This window comes from Chryseobacterium sp. JM1, from assembly GCF_000737715.1.
In the GTDB taxonomy this organism is placed as follows: Bacteria; Bacteroidota; Bacteroidia; order Flavobacteriales; family Weeksellaceae; genus Chryseobacterium.
The window spans coordinates 36783-57902 of sequence record NZ_JPRN01000013.1 but is presented as its reverse complement, the minus strand read 5'-3'; the positions used below and the strand labels follow the sequence as shown (position 1 = coordinate 57902).

General features: G+C 40.2%; 12 protein-coding genes. 1 reads left to right on the top strand and 11 read right to left on the bottom strand.

From position 1 onward, the window contains the following. Positions 1 to 22: 22 nt before the first annotated feature. Positions 23 to 1153 (top strand): FAD-dependent oxidoreductase, encoded by a 1131-nt coding sequence (locus IW22_RS18800; protein WP_117616594.1) that lies wholly within the window; start codon positions 23 to 25, stop codon positions 1151 to 1153. 75 nt (positions 1154 to 1228) lie between these two features. On the opposite strand, the gene IW22_RS18795 is transcribed toward IW22_RS18800, so the two are convergent. The 11 genes from IW22_RS18795 to IW22_RS18745 form a co-directional block, all read right to left on the bottom strand. Beyond that, positions 1229 to 2209, bottom strand: a complete 981-nt coding sequence (locus tag IW22_RS18795) for a S41 family peptidase (RefSeq protein WP_034729616.1) — start codon at positions 2207 to 2209, stop codon at positions 1229 to 1231. 346 nt (positions 2210 to 2555) lie between these two features. Continuing rightward, complete coding sequence (locus IW22_RS18790; protein ID WP_034729613.1) at positions 2556 to 2918, bottom strand: Imm10 family immunity protein; 363 nt, start codon at positions 2916 to 2918, stop codon at positions 2556 to 2558. 3 nt (positions 2919 to 2921) lie between these two features. Beyond that, positions 2922 to 7262: a DUF6531 domain-containing protein gene (locus tag IW22_RS18785; protein WP_051891308.1), complete on the bottom strand. Its 4341-nt coding sequence runs from the start codon at positions 7260 to 7262 to the stop codon at positions 2922 to 2924. 3 nt (positions 7263 to 7265) lie between these two features. After that, on the bottom strand, positions 7266 to 8657 hold the full coding sequence (locus IW22_RS18780; RefSeq protein ID WP_051891307.1) for a hypothetical protein: 1392 nt from the start codon (positions 8655 to 8657) through the stop codon (positions 7266 to 7268). A 2-nt stretch (positions 8658 to 8659) separates the two neighbouring features. Then, positions 8660 to 10747, bottom strand: coding sequence for a type VI secretion system Vgr family protein (locus tag IW22_RS18775; protein WP_051891306.1), 2088 nt, complete (start codon positions 10745 to 10747; stop codon positions 8660 to 8662). Between the two features lie 473 nt (positions 10748 to 11220). Beyond that, the gene (locus IW22_RS18770) at positions 11221 to 12315 is read right to left on the bottom strand and encodes a hypothetical protein (RefSeq protein WP_051891314.1); all 1095 of its coding nucleotides are present in this window, start codon (positions 12313 to 12315) and stop codon (positions 11221 to 11223) included. 253 nt (positions 12316 to 12568) lie between these two features. After that, positions 12569 to 13003 carry a hypothetical protein gene (locus IW22_RS18765; protein ID WP_034729610.1) on the bottom strand — a complete coding sequence of 145 codons (435 nt, stop codon included), beginning with the start codon at positions 13001 to 13003 and terminating at the stop codon, positions 12569 to 12571. A 21-nt stretch (positions 13004 to 13024) separates the two neighbouring features. Next, positions 13025 to 13789 carry a LytR/AlgR family response regulator transcription factor gene (locus IW22_RS18760; RefSeq protein ID WP_034729608.1) on the bottom strand — a complete coding sequence of 255 codons (765 nt, stop codon included), beginning with the start codon at positions 13787 to 13789 and terminating at the stop codon, positions 13025 to 13027. A gap of 74 nt (positions 13790 to 13863) precedes the next feature. Then, positions 13864 to 15183 carry a RagB/SusD family nutrient uptake outer membrane protein gene (locus IW22_RS18755; RefSeq protein ID WP_034729606.1) on the bottom strand — a complete coding sequence of 440 codons (1320 nt, stop codon included), beginning with the start codon at positions 15181 to 15183 and terminating at the stop codon, positions 13864 to 13866. 12 nt (positions 15184 to 15195) lie between these two features. Beyond that, positions 15196 to 18525, bottom strand: coding sequence for a SusC/RagA family TonB-linked outer membrane protein (locus IW22_RS18750; RefSeq protein ID WP_034729603.1), 3330 nt, complete (start codon positions 18523 to 18525; stop codon positions 15196 to 15198). Between the two features lie 6 nt (positions 18526 to 18531). Continuing rightward, positions 18532 to 21114: a zinc-dependent metalloprotease gene (locus IW22_RS18745; protein ID WP_034729600.1), complete on the bottom strand. Its 2583-nt coding sequence runs from the start codon at positions 21112 to 21114 to the stop codon at positions 18532 to 18534. Positions 21115 to 21120 lie beyond the last annotated feature (6 nt).

Below are 21120 nucleotides of genomic sequence, written 5' to 3'. Positions count from 1 at the left end.
ATATTAAACAACACAAAAAATCATGTTACTTAAGAATAAAAAAACAGCGATCATTGGTGCTGGACCTGCAGGTCTCACATTAGCCAGATTATTACAGCAAAATGGTGCAAATGTTACCGTTTACGAAAGAGATCAGGATCCGCAAGCCAGAATTTGGGGCGGCACATTAGATCTTCATAAAGGTTCAGGTCAGGAAGCTATGAAAAAAGCAGGACTGCTGGATAATTACTATACGCTGGCATTACCCATGGGTATCATTATGACGGATGAAAAAGGAGAAACTTTATTTACGAAAGAGTCTACTCCCGAAAATCAATATGACAATCCTGAAATCAACAGAAATATTCTGAGGAATATGTTGTTAGAGAGTTTAACCGCTGATACTGTAGTCTGGCACAGAAAATGTACCGGACTTGAAGCTTCAGACGGACAATGGCTGTTGCATTTTGAGAACGGAATTCAGGAAACAGCAGATGTTGTCATCGGGGCCAATGGCGGAATGTCTGCTATACGATCTTTTGTTACAGACACGAAAGTAGAAGATACCGGAACCATGATCATCCAGGGAGATATTCCTGATCCGGAGCTTCATACTCCTGAATTTTATCAATGGTGCGATGGAAAAAGGCTCATGGCAGCTTATGAAGGTAATTTATTAGTGGCCAATCCCAACAATAATGGAGTATTGACCTATGGTGTTATTTTTAGAAAGCCTGAAGAATGGACAAATTACAAAGAACACAACTTTCGGGATGCGAACCTCATCCGTGCCTTTCTTCTGGAAAGATTCGCTGCCTGGGATAATAGATTCAAAAAGTTATTCCTTTCTACAACATCGTTTAGCTGTCTTCCGACAAGAAAATTCCCACTGGACCGACCGTGGAACAATGACCGTCCTCTGCCTGTAACGCTTATAGGAGATGCCGCTCATCTGATGCCTCCTTTTGCAGGTCAGGGTGTGAATACCGGTCTGTTGGATGCATTGATCCTATCTGAAAAACTCACTCATGAATCCTATGAATCGCTGGAGGCTGCTATCAAAAGCTATGAAGCTGAAATGTTTATCTATGCCAGAGAAGCACAACTTGCCTCAAGCACAAACGAAATTGAGATGCGCCAGCCGGATTTTTCTTTTAAGCAGCTGATTCATTAGAGAAATTATAAAAAGTAAGTTTTTCGGCGCGAAGTCGAAGACTTCGCGCCGAAAAACTCTATAAAAATTTAATGATTACTTTTTTAGCAATATCTCGGATGCCGTTTTCATGTATTGAGCTTCTGAAAGGTCTTTCAGCAGTATATTTGGCGTAAATCCCTCTCCTACTTTGGCATACTCCTTTTTATTACGATCTACGATATTTCCTGTTGTCAAAATAAGAAATGCTCCGTCAGAAAGTTTGTACTCCTGATTTCCTGAGGTCAGTCCCATGGTATTCTGACCGATAACCGTTGTGTTTTTTTGTCCGGCAAATGCAACCGTGCAGAATTCGCCTGAGCTTGATGTTTTTTTGTTGACCATTACAACCATTGGTTTTGTGATGCGCTGAGGGATATTTTTGACATTAAAATGATGAGCAAGCTGTTTACCCTCATAGAGATTTCCTTTGTCATCATAATCATAAAAAGCATATTTTCCTTCTGCATCTACGGTTCCTATCACATTTTTCTTGTCCAGCATCGGTGACAAAGCTGCAAACATGGGATAAAACATGCCTCCGCCATTGTCTCTGAGATCCAAAATCCAGCCTTTTGGGTTGTGTGCATTCAGCTCTTCTATTTTTTTATAAAATGTGTTGACAAACTCATCCCATTCTGCAAAATGATAACAGGCAATCCCGGGAAGCTTGATATAAGCCATTTGATTTTCCGTCATTTTTGTTTCAATAACAGGAAATTCCTGTCCCGTAGCTCTGTAACCCAATGTATAGGCCTTAACCATTTCCGGCGGAAAAAAATTGGAATGGGCATCTTTCAGGGCACCGAGTATATTTTTAATAAGCGGATAGGTCTCTTTAACCGTGTGAAGGCTTTCTGTCTTTTTACGGGAATCCGTGTAAAGCGAATCCCAGTTGATCCTGTGTTTGTTGACTGATTTGGCCTTCATAAGATCAAGCGCGCTGACTACATAGTTCTTTACGCTGTCGGACTGCGCATTTGTATTGATCCCTGTAAACATCAGAAAACCGGTGATCAGAAAGTAAAATCGTTTCATTATGTATTGATTCATTGGAATTTCGTAAAGATAATCTTTTTGGTAAAACATAAGCTGTGCAGAGTAGGACTTTGCACAGCTTACTTTTTTAACGCTCCCTTATTATCATTATAAAGTAAACAATTCTTTTATCTACAGATTAAACATCTAATTTTTGACTTATATTTATTTTCCTAAAAATATCTTGCAAACATCTCAACACTGAACAAAATACTTCTCCATAAACTGTTGATATACTACATATTTCAACTTCGGAATCGAATTCTAAACTGGAACATATTTCCGGATTACGCCTTTGAAGTGGCTTAGGAATTTCAAATTTTGAAGTGCCGCTGAGGAGTATAATTTATTTCCAATTTATTTGTAATAAATCACCAAATATTTCCCTTAAGTAAGAAATAAAATTTTCAGGTAAATTTACTTCTTCAATATCTATTAGTATCTCGCTATCCTGAATGATAAGTCTTAGTTTTTTATTATCAATACTTATTTCGCTACAACAATTAAAGCACGAATCACCGTTACACTCAACATATATACCATTAATTTTTGCATTTGGATCATCATTTTTACCTAATTTATACGGCTTTTGGAAAATTATATATTTTTCATAATCAAATTCATCTTCAGCAAGGCCCACTAAATAATAATTGTCTTTTTTTTCAATTGATGCGTGCGCAAATTTTGCTTTAATTTCTACTTTGTACATATTTTAATGATGTTTTGGATGTAATTTTTTATTTTTACTTGTACTATCTACTACTTTCTTATTCTTTTGCCATTGAACTATCTGCATTTTACCGTTGTCATCCATCCAAGTATAAGAAACAATGCCGCCTGTACCATTTGTAGCTGAACGCATTTTTCCTTTGCACGAACAGCAAGGAGGATATTGCCCAATTATATCTAGACGTTGTCCTTTAGATAATGGAACGTTTTTAGTAATTCTTGCTTCAGTATGAGTTGCAAGAGAGGATTTGGGAAAACCTAATGCTCTCTCTTCTACAGTCATTCCCCCACTTTTCATGGAACCTTTATCGATAAGCTTGCCATTTTCATCATATAAGAAAAACTTTGCTGAGTGTTGCCCTTTACCCGAACCAAAATGTAAACCTAAATTATCAACCCAAATATTGCTATCACTAACATAATTATAAAGATTAAGAATGTCGCCGGCTAACCTAATGGGATCTTGGCTTATATAATTTCCACTCTCATTATCATAATACCGAAAACGGTTATAAACCAACCCTGTTTCTCCATCCACATACTGTCCCTGGTATAAAAACGGAACAAACTCATTATCCCCTTTTCGCAGAGAACCATATACATCCAATTCCCTTTCCCAGACAAGAATACCTTCATGATCATAAGCATGCGTTGGTGTTCCCAAATAATCGCTGATGACACTAAACTCTTCTTCTCCAACAATTTTTCCACAAGGCACAAAGCTTCCGTCCTGATAGAGCCAAGTTATTACATTTTCTGCAGATTCAGAAGCTTCCTCTACATTATTTTCTTGATCAATACTCAGCTTTGGTGGGAATTCTCCGTCATACTGCCATTCATGTAAAGGGACATCTTCATCCCATAACCAGCGAGTTACTTTATTTTTATACTGTTTGGCAATACGCCGTCCCAGAGGATCATATGCAAAACTGACTTCCCCCCCCTGTGGCAATATTACTTTGGCAAGCATTCCGTTTCCTTTCCATTCATACTGCCAACCTACACCGCTCCCCATCAGGCTGATTCCATACTTATGCTCTACGGTGGAAGAGGAAATAGCTGCCCGTTGGGTACTTTTCCTGAATTCTTTAAAAATCAGGTTTCCTTCTGCATCGTAGTAATAATTATACCGTATATCGGTCAGCAGTTTTCCTCCCGGTCCATAGCTTCGGTCAGTTTGGTTAGGAGTTTCAAAAAGGTTACCGATAGCATCCGGAGCCTTATAAATGGTATCCGTTTCTTTACCGCTTTGGTAGGTTCCGCTCACCAGATTATCCCAGGCATCGTAATTGAAACTGGCACTCGTTCCGGTGATTTCATTGACAGTTTTCAGTAAGCGGTTCGCAGTTCCCCACATATACCGTGTACGGCTTTTCTCCACATTATGACTGTTGATACTTCGGCGAACTACTCTGCCCTGCTGATCATGTTCTGTAATCTGACTGATACCGCCGGTAAGATCGCGCTGTATTTCCAGTCCTGTGGCATCGTATTGCCATTGGGATTTCCAGCTTCCGCTTTCCATGGTATTGAGCTGTCCGAAATGGTTATACTGACTGGTAATGTGGGCTCCCAATGAACTTGCTGTCAATAAAGAATCATTTTGTTGATCAACTGTTTTACTAACCCAATGCTGGCCCTGTTGTTCTTTAATGATGCGGCCATCTTTTCCACGCTGTATTTTTATGCTGATATCCTGGTTTAATCCACCGATTAAAAATCCGTCTTTATTGTAGCTGTATCCGGTGAATGAAAGATCACTGTGCTGTTCTGCAATGATATTTCCAATGCCGTCATAGTCATATTCTGTCCAGCGGTTGTCCGGGCGGGCTACTTTTTTCACTCTGCCTACTGCATCCCGTTCATACTGACGGTGCAATCCGTCAAATCCCCATTCACTGATCACATCACCTACTCCGTCCAGCGCAAAGCGGTATACTTCACCTTTTTCATTGCTGATACTTTTTAACTGTAATTCCGTATCATATCCGAACTTTACTGTACGATTGTTCTGTGTGCGGCTCAGTAAAATCCCCAAGCTGCCATATCTGAACCTCACATCATGTAAGTCGTCCTTCGCATGAATAATATTGTATGAGGTGTCATATTCGAAATAATGCTCGTTTCCGTCAGGTTCTTTTAAGTAGATCACATTTCCGGCATCATCATATTGAAAAAACGTTAAATTTCCCCTTGGATCACGCTCGCTTATCACATTTCCCAGTTCATCATAATCCCATTTGCTGTAAGTTTCATTGGGATAAATCATCTGTACCAGCTGATGCGACTGGTCATAGAAAAAGTGAACCGAACGGTTTTTGTCATCCGTAATTTTTCTGAGGTGCCTGTCTTTATACTGATAATGAAGCTTTTCCCCAGAAGGAAGCTTCTTTTGAACAATCCGGTTGAATTCATCATAGGTCCATTCTATTTCTGCACCTCCCGGACTTGTTATTTTAACTAAATTCAAAGCATCGTCATATTGAAACTGGTTCTGCCCGTTATTTTCGTTCTCAATTGTTTTTAATAAACCGTTTTCAGTGTACAGGTATTTCTTTGTGAAACCTTCTGCATTGATCACTAATTCAAGCTCCTGATACTGATTGTATTTCTGATGAGTAACGCCTCCGTTTTCGTCTATTATTTTATAGATCAGTTTGCTGTCATCATAAAAGTATTCTGCCGTGAAGCCTAAACTGTTTTTGGTAATGGTTTGTCCCGGATTATATTCTGTAAAATATTCCAGTACACCGCCGTCGCCCCAGGTATGGATACATTTGGCATCATCACCTGCTCCTTCATATTCCCAGTAAAAATTCTGCCCGGTCTGGTTGGTCAGCTGAACCAATAAATGACCCTTATAGCGGAAATGCTTTTCTGCTCCTATCACATCTTTATTGTATACCATATTTCCCAGATCGTCATAACTGTACTGGATATAGGTGATCTCACGGTTTTCAGCAACGGTGTAGAGACGGATAATGCGATGATCAGAATCGGTTTCTACCTTTATGATTTTGCCTGTGCTGTCTGTTATCTTTTTTAAACATCCATTGGAATGATAATCAAAACTTATTGTAAATCCCTCTGCGGTGGCTATTGAAGAAAGCATTCTATAACCTTCCTGATTCAGTGCCCCATTGAAACGGTATTGCAGTTTATTGGAATCAATTAATACATATCCTTTTTCATCTTTGCTAAAGGTGAGCTGTTCTTTTCTGTTAAAATATTTTTCGCCTAAATCGAGCAACGGAACTACAGTTTCCCGTCCGTCTGATAAACGCACGGATGCAAAATCATTCTGCAAGTCAAAAAGCCCCATATTGTAGCTGTGATGCCAGTTAAAGCCCAATGGTCCGTTTACCTCAGCATCACTGTAGTAGGTACGCTGCCATACAAAAGGAATAGGTCCCGGCAATTCAATATCGGTGTTGGTGGAATATACTCTTCCAGTGGCAGCATCTACAGGTTCACCGAACAAACGGCATTTTACCGGCTGTAATACTTTGGCCAGCTTAGGTTTATTAGGCTGAACCCTGTGAATGAAATCCTGTAATTTGTTGCCTGCTTTTTTCCATAATTTTCCCATTCCTTTTAAACCGAGACTCATGGCCAGCTGGAAAAGATCAATCGTTGGCGGACCACCTGCTAGAACAGGCTTTCCGGCTGAAGTGATGATCAGCAGCATGGAAGTAGGCGCCATTAAAGCAACCTTTGGTTTTGGTTTTGTAATACGGAACGGTGCCGGAATCCCAATCAGGTTACATGATAAAGCAAGGTGAAACTGGGTACTGCACGGCCCGCCATCTGCTAAAACAGTGCTGCTTCCCAAGAACATTTCTGAGCTTGCAATAGGTTTTACGATGGGAAACGGGATATGTAAAAAGATCCCTGGCAAATGCTGAATCCCCGTACCTGCATTGGCTACCCATTGTCCGTGAACCTGAACGGATGGCTTCATTCCGTTGACAATCGCTGTACAGATAGAAGCTAAGCTTGTTGGAGGTTCAGAACCATCTGCGGGAGGAGCCGGAGGTTCGGGTAAAATGCTTGAAATGGCATTCATTATGGCGCTCATGATATCGAAAACCATCCCGATATGCGGTACCGGCAACAAAGGCATTGGCGGAAAAATGGTTTCGTGGAAATCTATCCCAATCGCGAGATCAAAATATTTTCCTACAGGCATTCCGGGCATGGCTGGAAGAATACTGGCCATATCTTTCTGCAAATGATCCAGTTTGTTTTTGGCTTCTCCAAACAATTCACCGAAGCCTCTTCGCGGGGCGGGTGATGTGGCTACTTTTCCTATTAAATCAGACATAGGTTAGTTTTTAAGTTTTGATAATTGCTTTTTCCAAACGGACTGGTCCATTTTTAACGCTGCTGAATCTACTCCAGCCTGCGCCAATAACATTTCCCAGTCATCACCTAACCAATCTGCCAGCTGCAGTTTTATTTCGTTTACTTCTGTGGGTGTTTTGATCTGTCCGCCTAAATAAAGTGCCATAAATGCTGCATGTAAAAAAGTAGACTGTCTTCTTACACTGATATCTAAATAGGCTCCTGCTGCCAAAGAAAACAGTACATTTTCAAAGGCTTTCTGCACATTGTTCTTTTCGTAATAAATATGAGCAATAAGTCTGTTCGCCTCCATGATATAATAGACATCCTGACGCTCGGAGGCTTTTTCGGACAGCTCTTCATAAATCAATAAAGCTGGATCCGTTTTTTTGTTTCCGTATAATAATGCTGCCTTTAAAAGCATGCACGATTTCCAGACCGGATATCCCGTAGCATCGTCTTCCTGCATCGCTTTTGAGGATTCTTCCAGGGCTTTATCTGTATATTCTTCGCTTTTTTTAGTATTCTGTATGGAAAAATAGGCCTGTGATGCGACCAGTAAACCTGCTATTTTTGAAGATACAGTGTCAATCTCTTCTGTAATATTCAAGAGGCGTTTTACTTCTACATCTGTACGGTTCTGTATTTTCTTGGTAGTAGAATCCATGACCACAATGACCTGTTTTCTGAATCTGGCATCCGGGTCAACAGTATTATAGCTGTCGCTTGCTTTGTACATCTCATTTTTAATAGCTTCTGCCATTTTGAGCTTTGGATGCAGATAGTGATAAAGAGATTCTCCGTTCTTTTTACCCTGCAGTTCCACGCGTCTTTCTTCTGCAAGATCCATGGTTATGAGGCGTAGATCATCCGGTACCGTTTCGATGACCTGCTGAAACCAGTGGGCTATATTTTGTTTGGAATGGGCCAAAAGAGGAAAATACAGACAGAAATAAAAATCTTCCGTTTGATCTGTTATACTCATCTTAAGGCGTTCCAGCTCACTAAAGAGACTGGATATATTGGGTGGAAGCTTATCATCCGGAACGAATGCTTCCCTGATCATATTATTTTCCCAAAGCGCCCGGTGAAGGTCTTTATTTTTATCCGGATGGGGGGTAAACCAGGTGAGAAATTCATTCCATAACTGTTCTTCAAACCATTCCCTGTTGCCGTTGTATTCGGTTTCGAAACGAAAAAAAATATCGTTGGCTTCTCCCACAGGAGACTGTTCGATCTGCATAAACTTATCGATGATCTCCACATCTGCATACTGTGCCACCCAAACCGCCAGTTTCCATGACTGTTTTTTTTCGGCTGCAGACCACAGATTTCTCAATTTATAATATTCCTGTGCTATTGAAGATGTTTCCATAATTAAGAATTCAGTTTAACCAAACCTCCTGTAATGATAGTCTCCCCATCTCCATTCATTGAAACCTTAGCTCCGCTGATGCTTGTCTCTTTTCCTGTGATTTGAACTTCTTTGCTTCCGGATGCAGTGACTGTCACTCCGCTTACGGCTGCTACATTTTCTTTCGAACTCAGCTCTACTCCCGCTTTACCACTTCCCATAGACACAATGGTTTCGCCTACCACATGAATATTTTTAGCATGAATCGTAATGGTTTCATCCTCAATGACAATGGATGATTTTCCGTTGTCCAAAGAAATTTTCTTACTGGCTACTGCGGAAATGGTATTGGTTCCGTCTACCGTTATGATGTTGCCGCCTGATTTATCTTTAATGGTGATCGCACCGGCATCATCAAGGCTTACGATATGTCCGCTTTTACTGCTGAGGCTTTTGATATTATTGCCCTGTCCGCCTCCGCCTCCGGCACCACCGTGAAACATTCCGCCCATCACAAAAGGACGGTCAGGATGCTGGTGAACAAAATTGACCATAATTTGATCATCTACTTCCGGAATGGCCATAAATCCACGGTTTTTACTTACTTTATCGCTGCTTCCTCCATCGGGAGTCATGACCCTGATAAATTCTGTCGTATCGGGACCGTTTTGCCAGTCGAACTGTACCTGTACCCTTCCCTGGTTTAATGGATCCGTGTTGGAAATGATCTTTGCAAACTGAGGTTCTGCTTTTGGATAATTGAACTGAGGTCTCGGCATAAAACCGGTATCTGCAGCAATCGCGTCAAAAGATCCTGTATAATATCCTCGTGCGTCTACTTCATGTCTTACTTCCGTCATCATCAGTTTTGTAAAATAGGAAGTTTCATTGGTATCCGGTTTACGCATTTCGATATCTGCCGTACATCCCGGATATAAAAACGGTACGGAAGTGGTTCCGGAAGTGGTGAATACATCTACTGAATTGCTTCCGGCAGCGCCTTTTTGGGAAACATCAATATCCATTACTTTTGAAGCCTTTATAGGAGCTATGCTTAATGATGGAGTGATAAACGTCTTTTCTGAAATTTCGTAAGCACGCCTCGCAATATCTGAGGTATGGTTTATTTTTGAAGCTCCGGCTGTGAGTTTTTCGTTTTTACTGCTGTTATATCCGTAAAAAGAAGGCTTCACATGTTGAGCTAACATCTTAATTTTCACATCAGCTACATTGCTTCCGTACGTAAGCTTTACCGGTTTTTGCTGAGGGGGCAGTTTTCCGAAATGCAGAACTTCTCCATCATAGAAAAACTGTTCTCCATAGGCTTCTGCCATTCTTGCCAGATAATTGTAATGGGTCTCATGATACTGGGAACTGTAAGAAATATTCCCATACTGCGCATCTACCCGGACATCAAATTTACTGGCTCCTAAACCTTCTTTGATGACATGATCTGCAATATTGTTGAGGCTGATTTCCTGCTTGCCTCCAAAACTTTGGGTATGGGGAGCAGAATCCAGCAGGATCGTTGGGCTGTAGCCTGTAAGAATGACATTTCCAAGGCTTCCGTTATCCTGATCGAATCCTACTTCGGTAATAACACCGACGAAGTTTCTTTCAGGTCCGTCTTCTACATCTTTGTATTTGAAGACGACAGTGATTCTTTTTCCCAGAAAGCTTTGGGCTTCTTCCAGGTTATGGTTTTCGGCGCTTCCGAGGGTATCGTGGGCAAGCGTCAGATTAAATTCATGGTGTTTAACGGCACTTTGGGTCAGCTTAAAGTGTTTGAAAAATTTGATTGGTTTTCCTTCAACAAAAATTTCAAGTTTCACGACTCTGTTGATTCCTGCAATGGCACTTTCAGGGATGGCCTGGGCATTGAAGATATTGGAGGTGGGCTGCTTTGCCCATACTTTATTCTCTATAACAGTCGGAGTATTTTGCATAAAAGGCTGATTCATAAAATTTTGCGCTGTATCACTCACTGTTTTTATCTGTGACACGGCTTTTTGTGAATCCTTATTTTTTACAACGTCCTGAATGTTGTCGGCTATATCTATTTTAGCTGAATCTAGTCCCTTCTTGGACAGATTCTTTCCTTCTTGAAACATAGTATACTTTTTTTCGGTAGTGTGGATGTGAAAACGGAATTTCTTCCTTAAGAGAAATGAGACCATTCTGCTCATATAAACAACCGGTACTCAGCATCGGTCTCCTTTTGCAAGTACAGTTTTGATTGTTCTGAGATGGTTCTATCAGAGCTTTTCTCGAATAAACTCTGCCTTAACTACTTATCAGTAATAGCTTTAGATCAATTCGGTTTTTTTTCATAAGTTTTTTCTGTGGTTTGGTTTTGAAATTTATCACATAAAAAAATCACAGGCAAATGAATTAGCTGTTTTTTGGAAAATTGTCGTAATTCTACGATTGAATTCAGGGGAAAACACAGGATCAATTTGAGACAATAAAATACTATGAATTAACGAATTACAGATAATAGGAAATTTAAATTAGATTATCTTACAGAAAACCTGTTTAAGTTTTGTATTTTAAAGTGTTTATGTTAATTTTTTTTCGGTTGAAATTATTTAATCTTCCGGTTCAAAATAAGCAACTCTTTATTTTTCGTCTTCCGGTCATCCAATGGATAAAAAATAACGGCATAACTCCCTTCCCCAGTTTTATTGATGCTTGAAATAATCATATCTTCCTTCTCCATGGGCAAAACCTCATCGGTCAATATATTTCTGTAGCCTTTTTCATTTTTGCTGTAAAATAATTCCAACAATTTATCATTTTTTATTGTGAACCAGCCGTTTCCGAATTCTCCGTTGAAGTTCGCGGTAAAAGTATCTTCAGCAATTTTTACAGGCTGCCAGGTATTGAAAAATTCATTGTCTATATCCGCGATATCTTTAGTCGTACACTGAAGATCCGGTGTGATCACCTCAACCGATATTGTTCCCTCTTCTTCACAAAGAATGTATGAATTTTCCTCAAAGGACAGACTGAGTATTTCCCAAAACCATTCTTTATTGGGATTAATAAACCTTTCACGTATTACATTTCCCAACTCATCAATCTGTCTGTGCAGCCAACCTTTTTTATCATTAGCCAATAAATGAATCTCCCCATTATTGATGAATATTTTATTATTCCTCGGAAGGTCTATTTTAATGTTGTGCTTCTTTTTGATCGCATCGTTTTTAAATTCGATGGAAAGCATTTTGTCAGGCTTCGTTTCAGACCAGATATCTGCCTCATGAAAGATGGAAAACTGATTGATCGTTCCTATGAATTTTCCGGTAAAAGGTCTGTTTCCCTTTGGTATTTCTGTACTGTCACGGTTAAAAACCGGAACACTGATCTCCATTTCTTTATCGGGATGATAAGGAACAAACGAAACATAATTTTCCTGGGCCGGACTTAAAAATAATGTGGGCAAAATCCCATTATCTTCTGCAAAACTTTCTGTATTTCCGTCTGTATCGATGATGGTGTAGACCAATTGATAGGTTCCTATTCTATCATAAACGTAGTTGGCTGAAAGGGTTTTATCTCCGAAAGAAACACTTCCATGCGTAGAAACACCGGCTTCTGACACTAGGGTTGTCAATATTCCAAAATCTGTTTTTTTTACCGTCGATTGGTAAGGATTTACCTGATCTGGATTTTTCATAGGCTGTTTATTTCTGTATGATACCAAACTTTTTACATTTCCCGTGAATCCGAATAGAAAAAACTATAAAACAGATGCGTTTTGACATAAAAATACAATGTGTCCGGAATTACGTTACAGGAACTACTAAGATAGATAAATTTCATTCCTAGCCAAGAGTAGCGTATGGAAATCCAGGATTTTGATTGATATTTTAAACTTACACGTCAAAATATGATGATCAGATTAGCCTGGCTAAAGAATCACAAAAAAATCAGAACGAGAATCCAAAGAAGGTAAAGTAAATTTTTGCGCCGTTCAGAGGACGGGTAGTCAGAAAATCTCTCCATAAGGTTACAATTTCCTTGAAATCCTTCAAAGGTATACTGTTTACATAGCCCTGACGATCATAAAAATCTACCAGATGATTACACATGATGATATCTACTGTCGCCGTATCACTTTCAATTTCTAAGGCAGGATCCGACAAAGCTGCATTAATATCCTGCAGCAATGAATCGTTGATTTGTGATGCTGAGTTCCAATAGATTAAAAAACAGGTTAAACAATAATGATTGGTATCTATGATTTTACTGTTTTTCTTTCCCCGGAATCCTTCCCAGCTCATCGTTTTATTTTCGAACTTAACCGCATATTTATTGATAACATTCTGATCCATCACAGGATGTTTTTTTGCCTTGGTGTCCATACAATTTTTCATAAGAATCCATCAGCTTTTCAGCCAGCTTAAACATTCCGTGATCTGTCTTTTGCTGATGAATACATCTGAATTGATTTCAGGGGCAGGTGACAGTTTCAGTTCTACTTTCTGGCTGGAATGTTTGATGATCTCCACAATTGCATTTTTATTGATGATAAATTTGCGGTTGATTTTAAAGAAAAGTTGTGGGTTCAGTTTATGGATGACGTCTTTAATGGTATCATCATAAATATAGGTCTGGTTGTCCGTTGTTGTCAGAAAAAGGTATTTTCCGGAAGCGAAAAAATAGGCTGCATGGTCTTCGTCTATAGATTTCAGTTTATTCCCGTCACGTACCATAAAACGTTTCATCACATCAGGGCTATCCGCCTGGCGTAATGACGACATCGATTTAAGGACAGGTTCGGGGTCGTAATTAGACCGGATGGAAATGAATTTCTGTAATGCTTTATGCAAATCCTCTTCCTCAAAAGGCTTCAGAAGATAATCTATCGTGAAATGCCTGAATACTCTCATGGCATATTCGTCAAAAGCGGTTATGAAAATAATGGGCGTGAACAGTTCCACAGATTCAAAGATCTCCAGACTCATCCCGTCTCCGAGATGAATATCCATAAAGATAAGATCCGCTGAATGGTTTTCGAAGAGGTCTATGGCCTGTTTTTTTGAACGCAGAATCACCATCTCCGTCACAGGAACGATGCTTTGCCGGTCCAACAGGTTTCTGAGATAATTCACAGCCAGCAATTCGTCTTCTATAATGGCAATTTTCATAACATTACAAAAGTACAAAAAAACCGCTAAAACTATTAAGTTCAAGCGGTTTCAGGGGTTGTTAATATGAATGTTTATAAAAGAGGGTTATTCTTCTTAGCACTCATTGGAAATTCTATGGTATATCTCACATCATTCTGCTGAAGAATATAGTCTGTACCATTCACATTATGAATGATTTTTTTCTGATCTGCTCTTCTTAAATCCATCCAGCGGTGACCTTCCAGAGCAAATTCTCTGAACCTTTCCTCAAGAATAAAATTCATGAAATCTGAAGTATTCATTGGATTGATCTGGTTTTGAACTGTGAGATATCCGTCAGGTGTGTATCTGTTCTTCAGAACTTTTAGGATGGCTTCTTTAGCCTCAGCCAATCTGTTCAGTTTTAATAATGCCTCAGCCTGTATAAAATACATTTCCGCAGTTCTGAAAGACACTCTGAAATCTGTAGTTCCTCCTTTGATCACTTTGTATTTGCTGCCGTTCTTTTCAAAATAAAGACTAAATCTTTTATCTGTTGTAGTATTATATTTTGAAGTCAGTTCCGGGGAAGCATAAGATACGTTCTGCACGGCAATATTCAGGGCATTATCCAAAGCTAAAATAGATTCTACCGAAGCATAATGATTAGGCGCAGTAGGTGTTGTATTCAGATTGCTTAATTCTCCTTTCACTGCAATTACCTGTTGTGCATAGCTTAAGGCCTTGTTCCAATCGTTTTGATAAAGAGCGGTTCTCGCCTGAAATGCCTTCAGAGCTGTCTTTGAAAATCTGTAATTGATTCCGGCCGGCTGCTTCTCCTCTACCATTAGTCCTTCTGCCTTTGCCATATCTGCATGCACCTGATCGTATACTGCTTGCACAGAAGAAGGTTTCAATACCTGCTCAAGATCAATTTCAAGGCTGATCGGCACTCCTCTGTCTGTTGCGGCTGTTGCACTGTTATAAGGCTTTCCGTACAAATTAACCAAATCAAAATATAAGTATGCACGAAGCGCATAAGCTTCTGCCAGAATCTGATTCTTTTCAGGAGAGTCTGCCATGGTCTTGCTTCCTTCGTTGATGACCTGATTCAGATAAAAATTTACGGAATAAAAAGCTACCCATGGAAACTCGGCTGTGGCCTGATCGTTGTTGGAATCTTTCCACATCGCTATTTCGCGGTAGACATTAAATTCATTCAGGGTTTCATCTATCGTCAGCTCATCTGTTCTCAGAGCGGTCAAAGATTTGTGTACCGGATATTGAGAATAGGCTGATGTAAGCACTTTGCGGTAATCCTCTGCGTTCATCGGGATAATTTTCCCTTCAGGCTGAATATCTAAAAAACGGTCACATCCGATACTGGAAAAGCTTAAGGCTGCGATCGCAATGAATGTTGTAATTTTTCTCATTTTTTTCAAGTTTTAAAAAGAAACATTAAATCCTACTGTTACTGACTTGGCAATGGGCTGTGCATAAATATTACCATAGGTTTCCGGATCAAAATAGCCTTTGTACCCGTTACTGAATACAAAAAGGTTACGTCCCTCAACGCTCAGTCTCAGACTGCTGATTCCCATAGGACTGGTAAATTCTTTAGGCAGTGTATATCCCAAACGGATGCTGCTGATTCTTACATAGCTGATCTCTTTTGCCCATACATCAAGCAGACTGTAGGCATTGGAACGGTTGTCCGCAAACCATTTATTGGCCATCCATCCCGGATTGCTTTCCATATCCGCACTGGTGATTCCCGGAAGTGTAGTTCCTGCTTCGTAGATATCTTTGGTATAATTTCTTCCTCTGTCCAGATCCATTCCACGGTAAGAAGGCGTTCTCATCACCGTCTGTTTAAAATTGAAAGCGGCGGAAACCGTCAGATCAAAGCTGTGTATTTTGAATGTATTGATGATACCTCCGGTAAATTTTGGATCTCTGTCTCCTACATACGTGAAGAGATTTCTCAGTTCCTCGTTGGAAAGTTTAGTATCCACAAGCTGCCCCGGAAGGAAGTCTGCATATACATCGTACAGTTTGAAAAATTCTTCTGCTTTTACCTTTTCATTTCCTTTCCAGAACATCGGATTTCCGTTCTCATCCATTCCGGCTGTTTTTAAAGCAAATACAGCATTCACAGGAAGACCTTCTCTGGAAGGAAGCAACGCGTTATTACGAGGCTGCTCGCTCAATACATTGCTCTTGTTGTGCGCAAAGTTGATGGTGGTATTCCATTTGAAATTCTCGTTATCGATATTTCTTGTAGATAGCGCCAGTTCGAAACCTTTGTTGGTCAAGCTTCCCCAGTTCATCATCGTATATTCAAACCCGGTTTCGAGTGGCGTTTCTTTCATACTGATCATATCCGTTCCTTTTCTGCTGTAGATATCTGCGGTAAGGTTCACGCGGTTCTTCAGCATTCCCAGATCAAGACCAAAGTTAACGTTGGTAGTTTTTTCCCAACGAAGTTTATCGTTTGGAGGACTGATTACGTTAATGATATTCTCTTTATTTCCCGGAAGAATAGTAGTTTCCTTGTATTCACCGATAAAGAACGGTGACGTGTTACGGTCTATATTTCCCTGCAGACCGTAAGAAGCTCTTAATCTAAGGTTAGAAATAGCCGTAAGGTCCTTCATGAAGTTTTCCTTCGTTACCAGCCATGAACCTGAAACGGCCCATATCGGCAGGTATTTGTATTTTTTATTCACCCCGAATAAATTGGTTCCGTCATATCTCACACTTCCGAAGAATGTATATTTCTGGTCGAAAGTATAGGAAGCCGTTGCAAACATGGATGCATAGGCATTTTCAACAGGTGCCATTTCACGGTAGGTTTCATATTTCTTATCTCCGGCAAAATTTGAACTTGGGAAAACGATAGGTGTCCCGGTTCTTGTCATGCTGTTATACCCAAAAGCTCTGGTCAGTGTTGTATTGTCATTAGTTCTTCGGATTTCTGATCCGGCCATCAAATCAATTTCATGTTTTGAATTGATTTTTGTACTGTAGGCTGCCTGTAATTTCCAGTTGTACTGGAAAAATTCATTATCCCAGTTTTGTTTTACCCCTCCGGCAGGAAGGAAATAACGGAATGCTCCATCTTTATAATAGCGCGTTCCCTCTTTCATCTTTCGGGTGGAATATGTATTTTCAGCGGCAAATTTTTCTGTCTTATTGCTGTCATACTGCATCCCGAACTGAGACGTAATCTTCAGGTCTTTGGTGATTTTATATTCTAAATCCAATATCCCTTTTATTGAACGGTTTTTTAGGGTATAGTTTGTATTTTCCCTTTCTTCCAGGAAGTTGAAAGGCACATAGGCATCTCTCAAACCATCGATATCCTGATCATATCTGTAGCTTCCGTCTGCATTGTAGGGGCTCAGATAAGGATTGGCATTTCTTGAATAATTGATAGGGTTAATAGAAGCATCAGCATCCGTTACAAACGATGTACGTTCACTGTTGGTCCCGAAAATAGAGATTCCTGCATTTAACTTATCACTTAGTTTATAATTGTTTTTTAACGTCAGGTTATAACGTTCGAAACCTGTTCCGATTGTTGTTCCCTGCTCGTCATAATATCCCAAAGAGAAATAGTAGTCTGAACGGTCACTTCCTCCAGAAACACTTAATCCATACTGCTTATTGATGGCATTTCTGTACAATAATTTTCCCCAGTCTGTGCTATTGTTTCTTAATCCATCCAACTGCTGACGGGTGAATGAATTCAACGCGCCCAGACCTCCGCTTCTGTACGCATCCAGCTGTCCGTTTTTCGTTAAAATTCTCATCACTTCCCCTTTGTCTGCACGGTAGGTTAGATCTGCACGGCTGGCAAGCATTAATTCCAGGTCTACTTTTTCAGAAGCATTCAGAAGATTAAGCTTATCAAAATCCGGGCGGGAGGTTACAAAAGTATCCGCTGAGAAATTGATTCTCATGCTTCCTTTTTTTCCTTTTTTGGTAGTAATAGAGATCACCCCGTTGGCTGCTCTGGCTCCATAAATAGCAGTCGCCGCAGCATCTTTTAAAATGGTGATATCCTCAATATCATTAGGGTTTAAACCTGCAATAGAAAAATTCTGAAGCTGGTCTATATTGTCTTTATCGCTAAAGTTGGGAACATCATTTCCCTCTAAAGGAAGACCATCCACTACCCAAAGCGGATCCTGCGGACCTGAAAGAGAAGCTGTTCCTCTGATTCTGATTTTTGCAGGACTTCCGGGAGCTCCGGTTTCAGGCGTCACCACTACTCCAGCGATCTGTCCTGCCATCATCTGGTCTACACTTGCAACACCAGCCTGGTTGATATTATCCATCTTCACCGTAGTAACGGCTGAAGTCTGCTTACGTTTTTCAATTTTCTGATATCCGGTAATGATGACCTCCTGAATTTTATTTTTGTCTGAAACCTCAGGAATCAGTCTTACCGTATAATTGGTCTGTCCTTCACTGATCTGAATTACCCTGGACTCATAGCCCGGATAACTCACCAGTACAGACTTGGTGTCTGCAGGAATTTCCAGAATAAATTTTCCGTTACTGTCGGTTACTGTTCCTACAGATACACTTTCAATAATGCCTACCAGATCTGTTTTTGTAGAAACGGACTGGGTTTCTATCTTCACCGTAGCCCCGGAAATCACTGTCGTTGTATTTCCGTCTTCTATTTTTCCGGTAATGGTTTTCTTTTCCTGGGCCAATGCAATCTGAGCCGCCAAAAGAGGTAAAAGTATTAGAGTTTTTTTCATAGCTGATTATTTATTTAAAGCCTCTTTTATTCGGATGATCAAGTCTGCATAATGAGCCCTGGAAGCTTCATCTCCTTTATTCTTACTTTTATTTAATAAGTTCAATATTTTCTGTAGTTCCGCCCTTTTGTAGGTAGTGACTTCAGATACTCTTTTCATCGATGAGTAGTTGATATTCCTCAGACCGTGGTCTTCTTCATGGAAATTACAGATCATCGGAATGTTCAGTGTATTTTCCACCTTTAAGGCTTTCACTGCCGTTTTTTCAAACAATTTATTCACGGAAACAATCAAGGCATCTACATAATTTTTCTGCGTCATCTTTTCAAGAATCGTCAGGCTTCCTTTTTTACTGAAAACCGATCCACGAAGCTGGTCGAATAAATCTTCCACGGTGTAGATTTCTTCCTTCGAACCTGAAACTTCGTTTTTTAACTGATTTTCAATCATTCTCAGAAGTCTGTCGTCCATCAGAAGGGAATAGATATTGGCATACTGCATTCCTCTTGCTAAGGTGTACGGCGTCTGCTCAAATGGTCCCATCGGGGAGTTTTTCACAGAATACGTTTTCTCCGTAATCGGGTTGAAAAACAACCATTCCGGAAGGTTGATGGAGTTTTTAACCAAATAATCCACCGCTCTTTTCTGAATTTCTGCAGGTACAGCTTCATAAGCTTTTTTCTTGCTGCCGAACACTGTATTATCCAGATAAATCCCTCCTACATTCGCCATAACATGGCCTGTGTACAGATCCCACTGCCCGATAGCGCCCATATACAATTTCCCTGCATCCGTGTACGTTTTTCCGTCTTCATAAGTCCACTTCAGAAGGTTGTCTACAACGATTCTTAAGTTTTTCATTCCGTACTCGCTGGCCTTCATCGCATCATCTCCCAAATCCTCAGACTGTGAACGCGGATCGATGGTTTCCAGATAGCTCTGCTGTTCGCCATAGAAATACAATGGATCATTTTCATGCTTTTCTATTAAATCCCTTAGCGCTTTTTTCTCTGATGCTGCATCAGGATACCAACGGTAACCCCATTCAATAGCATGTTTATCGTAAATTCCGATCTTTGGAGTAATCGCAGTTACTCCGTCTTCCGGCTGTGCTACGTAATTGTATCGCGCATAATCCATAATGGAAGGTGCAGTACCCCCCATTTTATCTGTAAACTCTTTTGAACGAAGAGATTCTACTGGAAAAGCAAAGGAAGATCCCATATTGTGTTTCAATCCGAAGGTATGTCCCACTTCATGTGACGATACAAAACGAATCGCCTCGCCCATATGCTCATCGCTGAATACATTTCCACGTGCTTTTTCATCTATTGGTCCGGTCTGAATTCTCATCCATTCCTGAAGAGAAGTCATCACATTGTGCCACCAGATGATATCCGATTCAATGATTTCACCGCTTCTCGGATCTACTACGGAAGGTCCCATCGCATTCGATTTTGGGGAAGCCACGTAAGTAATCACCGAATATCTTACATCATCAATATCAAAGTCTTTATCGTTTTCATCTGGCATTTTTGCAATAACTGCGTTTTTAAAACCTGCCTTTTCAAAAGCGGCCTGCCAGTCGAAAACACCTGCAATAATCTTCTCGCGCCACTGGATAGGCGTTGCAGGGTCTATATAATAAATAATCGGCTTTTTGGGTTCTACCAGTTCGCCTTTCAAATACTTTTCTTTATCTTCATCTTTAGGTTCCAAACGCCATCTGGTGATGAACTGTTTTTCATCCATTTTCTGCTGACGGTCGTTGAATGCCCAATGTTTTTCACTGAAAAATCCAACTCTTGCATCTCCAATTCTCGGCTGCATCGGTTCTTTGGAAAGCAACACCAGATTGGTCGTTACTCCAAGGGTTACCGGCAGATCTACACCACCTTCATTCACGGATGTCGTCAGCTGGGATTTCACGACCAGGTTTTGAGGAAAAGTTTTCACCCCTTCGATGTAGGAAAGATTGGATTTCACAGATCCTCCAAGACCTACATTAGCCAAAACATCATTAAAGCTTTTCTGATTTCCGTCAAAAATCTTATTCACTTTAATGGCTACAGACGTAGAGTCGCTGTTCTGGGCTTCAATATCAAAAACCTCAATCACAGATTCTGAGAAATTGTCTTTCACAGATTTGGTGATCACATCATTTTTAGGTGATGATACCTGTGGAACCACAGTTTTTACCCACACCTTTTTGGCTACTGCATCGCGGTGAAAGGAAATGACTTTGTTTTCGTAGTTCATTCCTTTGTTCAGCCCCGCTTCATTCACCTGCATCGGTACCTGAGACAGTTTATTGACCACCAAAAACTGACGTCCCATCAGGCTGTCCGGGATTTCAAAATACACATCGGTCTTCACCTGGATGGTATTGAAAAGGCCTTTTTTATAAGTTCCTTTTTTAATCAGATCATCAATTTTCTTTGCTTTTTTTGATGAAGTATCTGTTTTCTCCGATTTTTCTTTATCTGTTTTTAAAGTGTCTTTTTTCTGTGCCAGTACTGCCGGTGAGGCTAATGCCAGTCCTAAGTACAATGCAAGTCTGTAGTTCTTCATTACCATAGTCCGATTCATTCCAAA

Excerpts from the sequence above, each read along its gene's own strand:
- IW22_RS18765 (WP_034729610.1), bottom strand. The coding sequence starts at position 13,003 with ATGGACACCAAGGCAAAAAAACATCCTGTGATGGATCAGAATGTTATC.
- IW22_RS18800 (WP_117616594.1), top strand. The coding sequence starts at position 23 with ATGTTACTTAAGAATAAAAAAACAGCGATCATTGGTGCTGGACCTGCA.
- IW22_RS18785 (WP_051891308.1), bottom strand. The coding sequence starts at position 7,262 with ATGTCTGATTTAATAGGAAAAGTAGCCACATCACCCGCCCCGCGAAGA.
- IW22_RS18745 (WP_034729600.1), bottom strand. The coding sequence starts at position 21,114 with ATGAATCGGACTATGGTAATGAAGAACTACAGACTTGCATTGTACTTA.
- IW22_RS18750 (WP_034729603.1), bottom strand. The coding sequence starts at position 18,525 with ATGAAAAAAACTCTAATACTTTTACCTCTTTTGGCGGCTCAGATTGCA.
- IW22_RS18780 (WP_051891307.1), bottom strand. The coding sequence starts at position 8,657 with ATGGAAACATCTTCAATAGCACAGGAATATTATAAATTGAGAAATCTG.
- IW22_RS18770 (WP_051891314.1), bottom strand. The coding sequence starts at position 12,315 with ATGAAAAATCCAGATCAGGTAAATCCTTACCAATCGACGGTAAAAAAA.
- IW22_RS18775 (WP_051891306.1), bottom strand. The coding sequence starts at position 10,747 with ATGTTTCAAGAAGGAAAGAATCTGTCCAAGAAGGGACTAGATTCAGCT.
- IW22_RS18790 (WP_034729613.1), bottom strand. The coding sequence starts at position 2,918 with ATGTACAAAGTAGAAATTAAAGCAAAATTTGCGCACGCATCAATTGAA.
- IW22_RS18795 (WP_034729616.1), bottom strand. The coding sequence starts at position 2,209 with ATGAAACGATTTTACTTTCTGATCACCGGTTTTCTGATGTTTACAGGG.
- IW22_RS18755 (WP_034729606.1), bottom strand. The coding sequence starts at position 15,183 with ATGAGAAAAATTACAACATTCATTGCGATCGCAGCCTTAAGCTTTTCC.
- IW22_RS18760 (WP_034729608.1), bottom strand. The coding sequence starts at position 13,789 with ATGAAAATTGCCATTATAGAAGACGAATTGCTGGCTGTGAATTATCTC.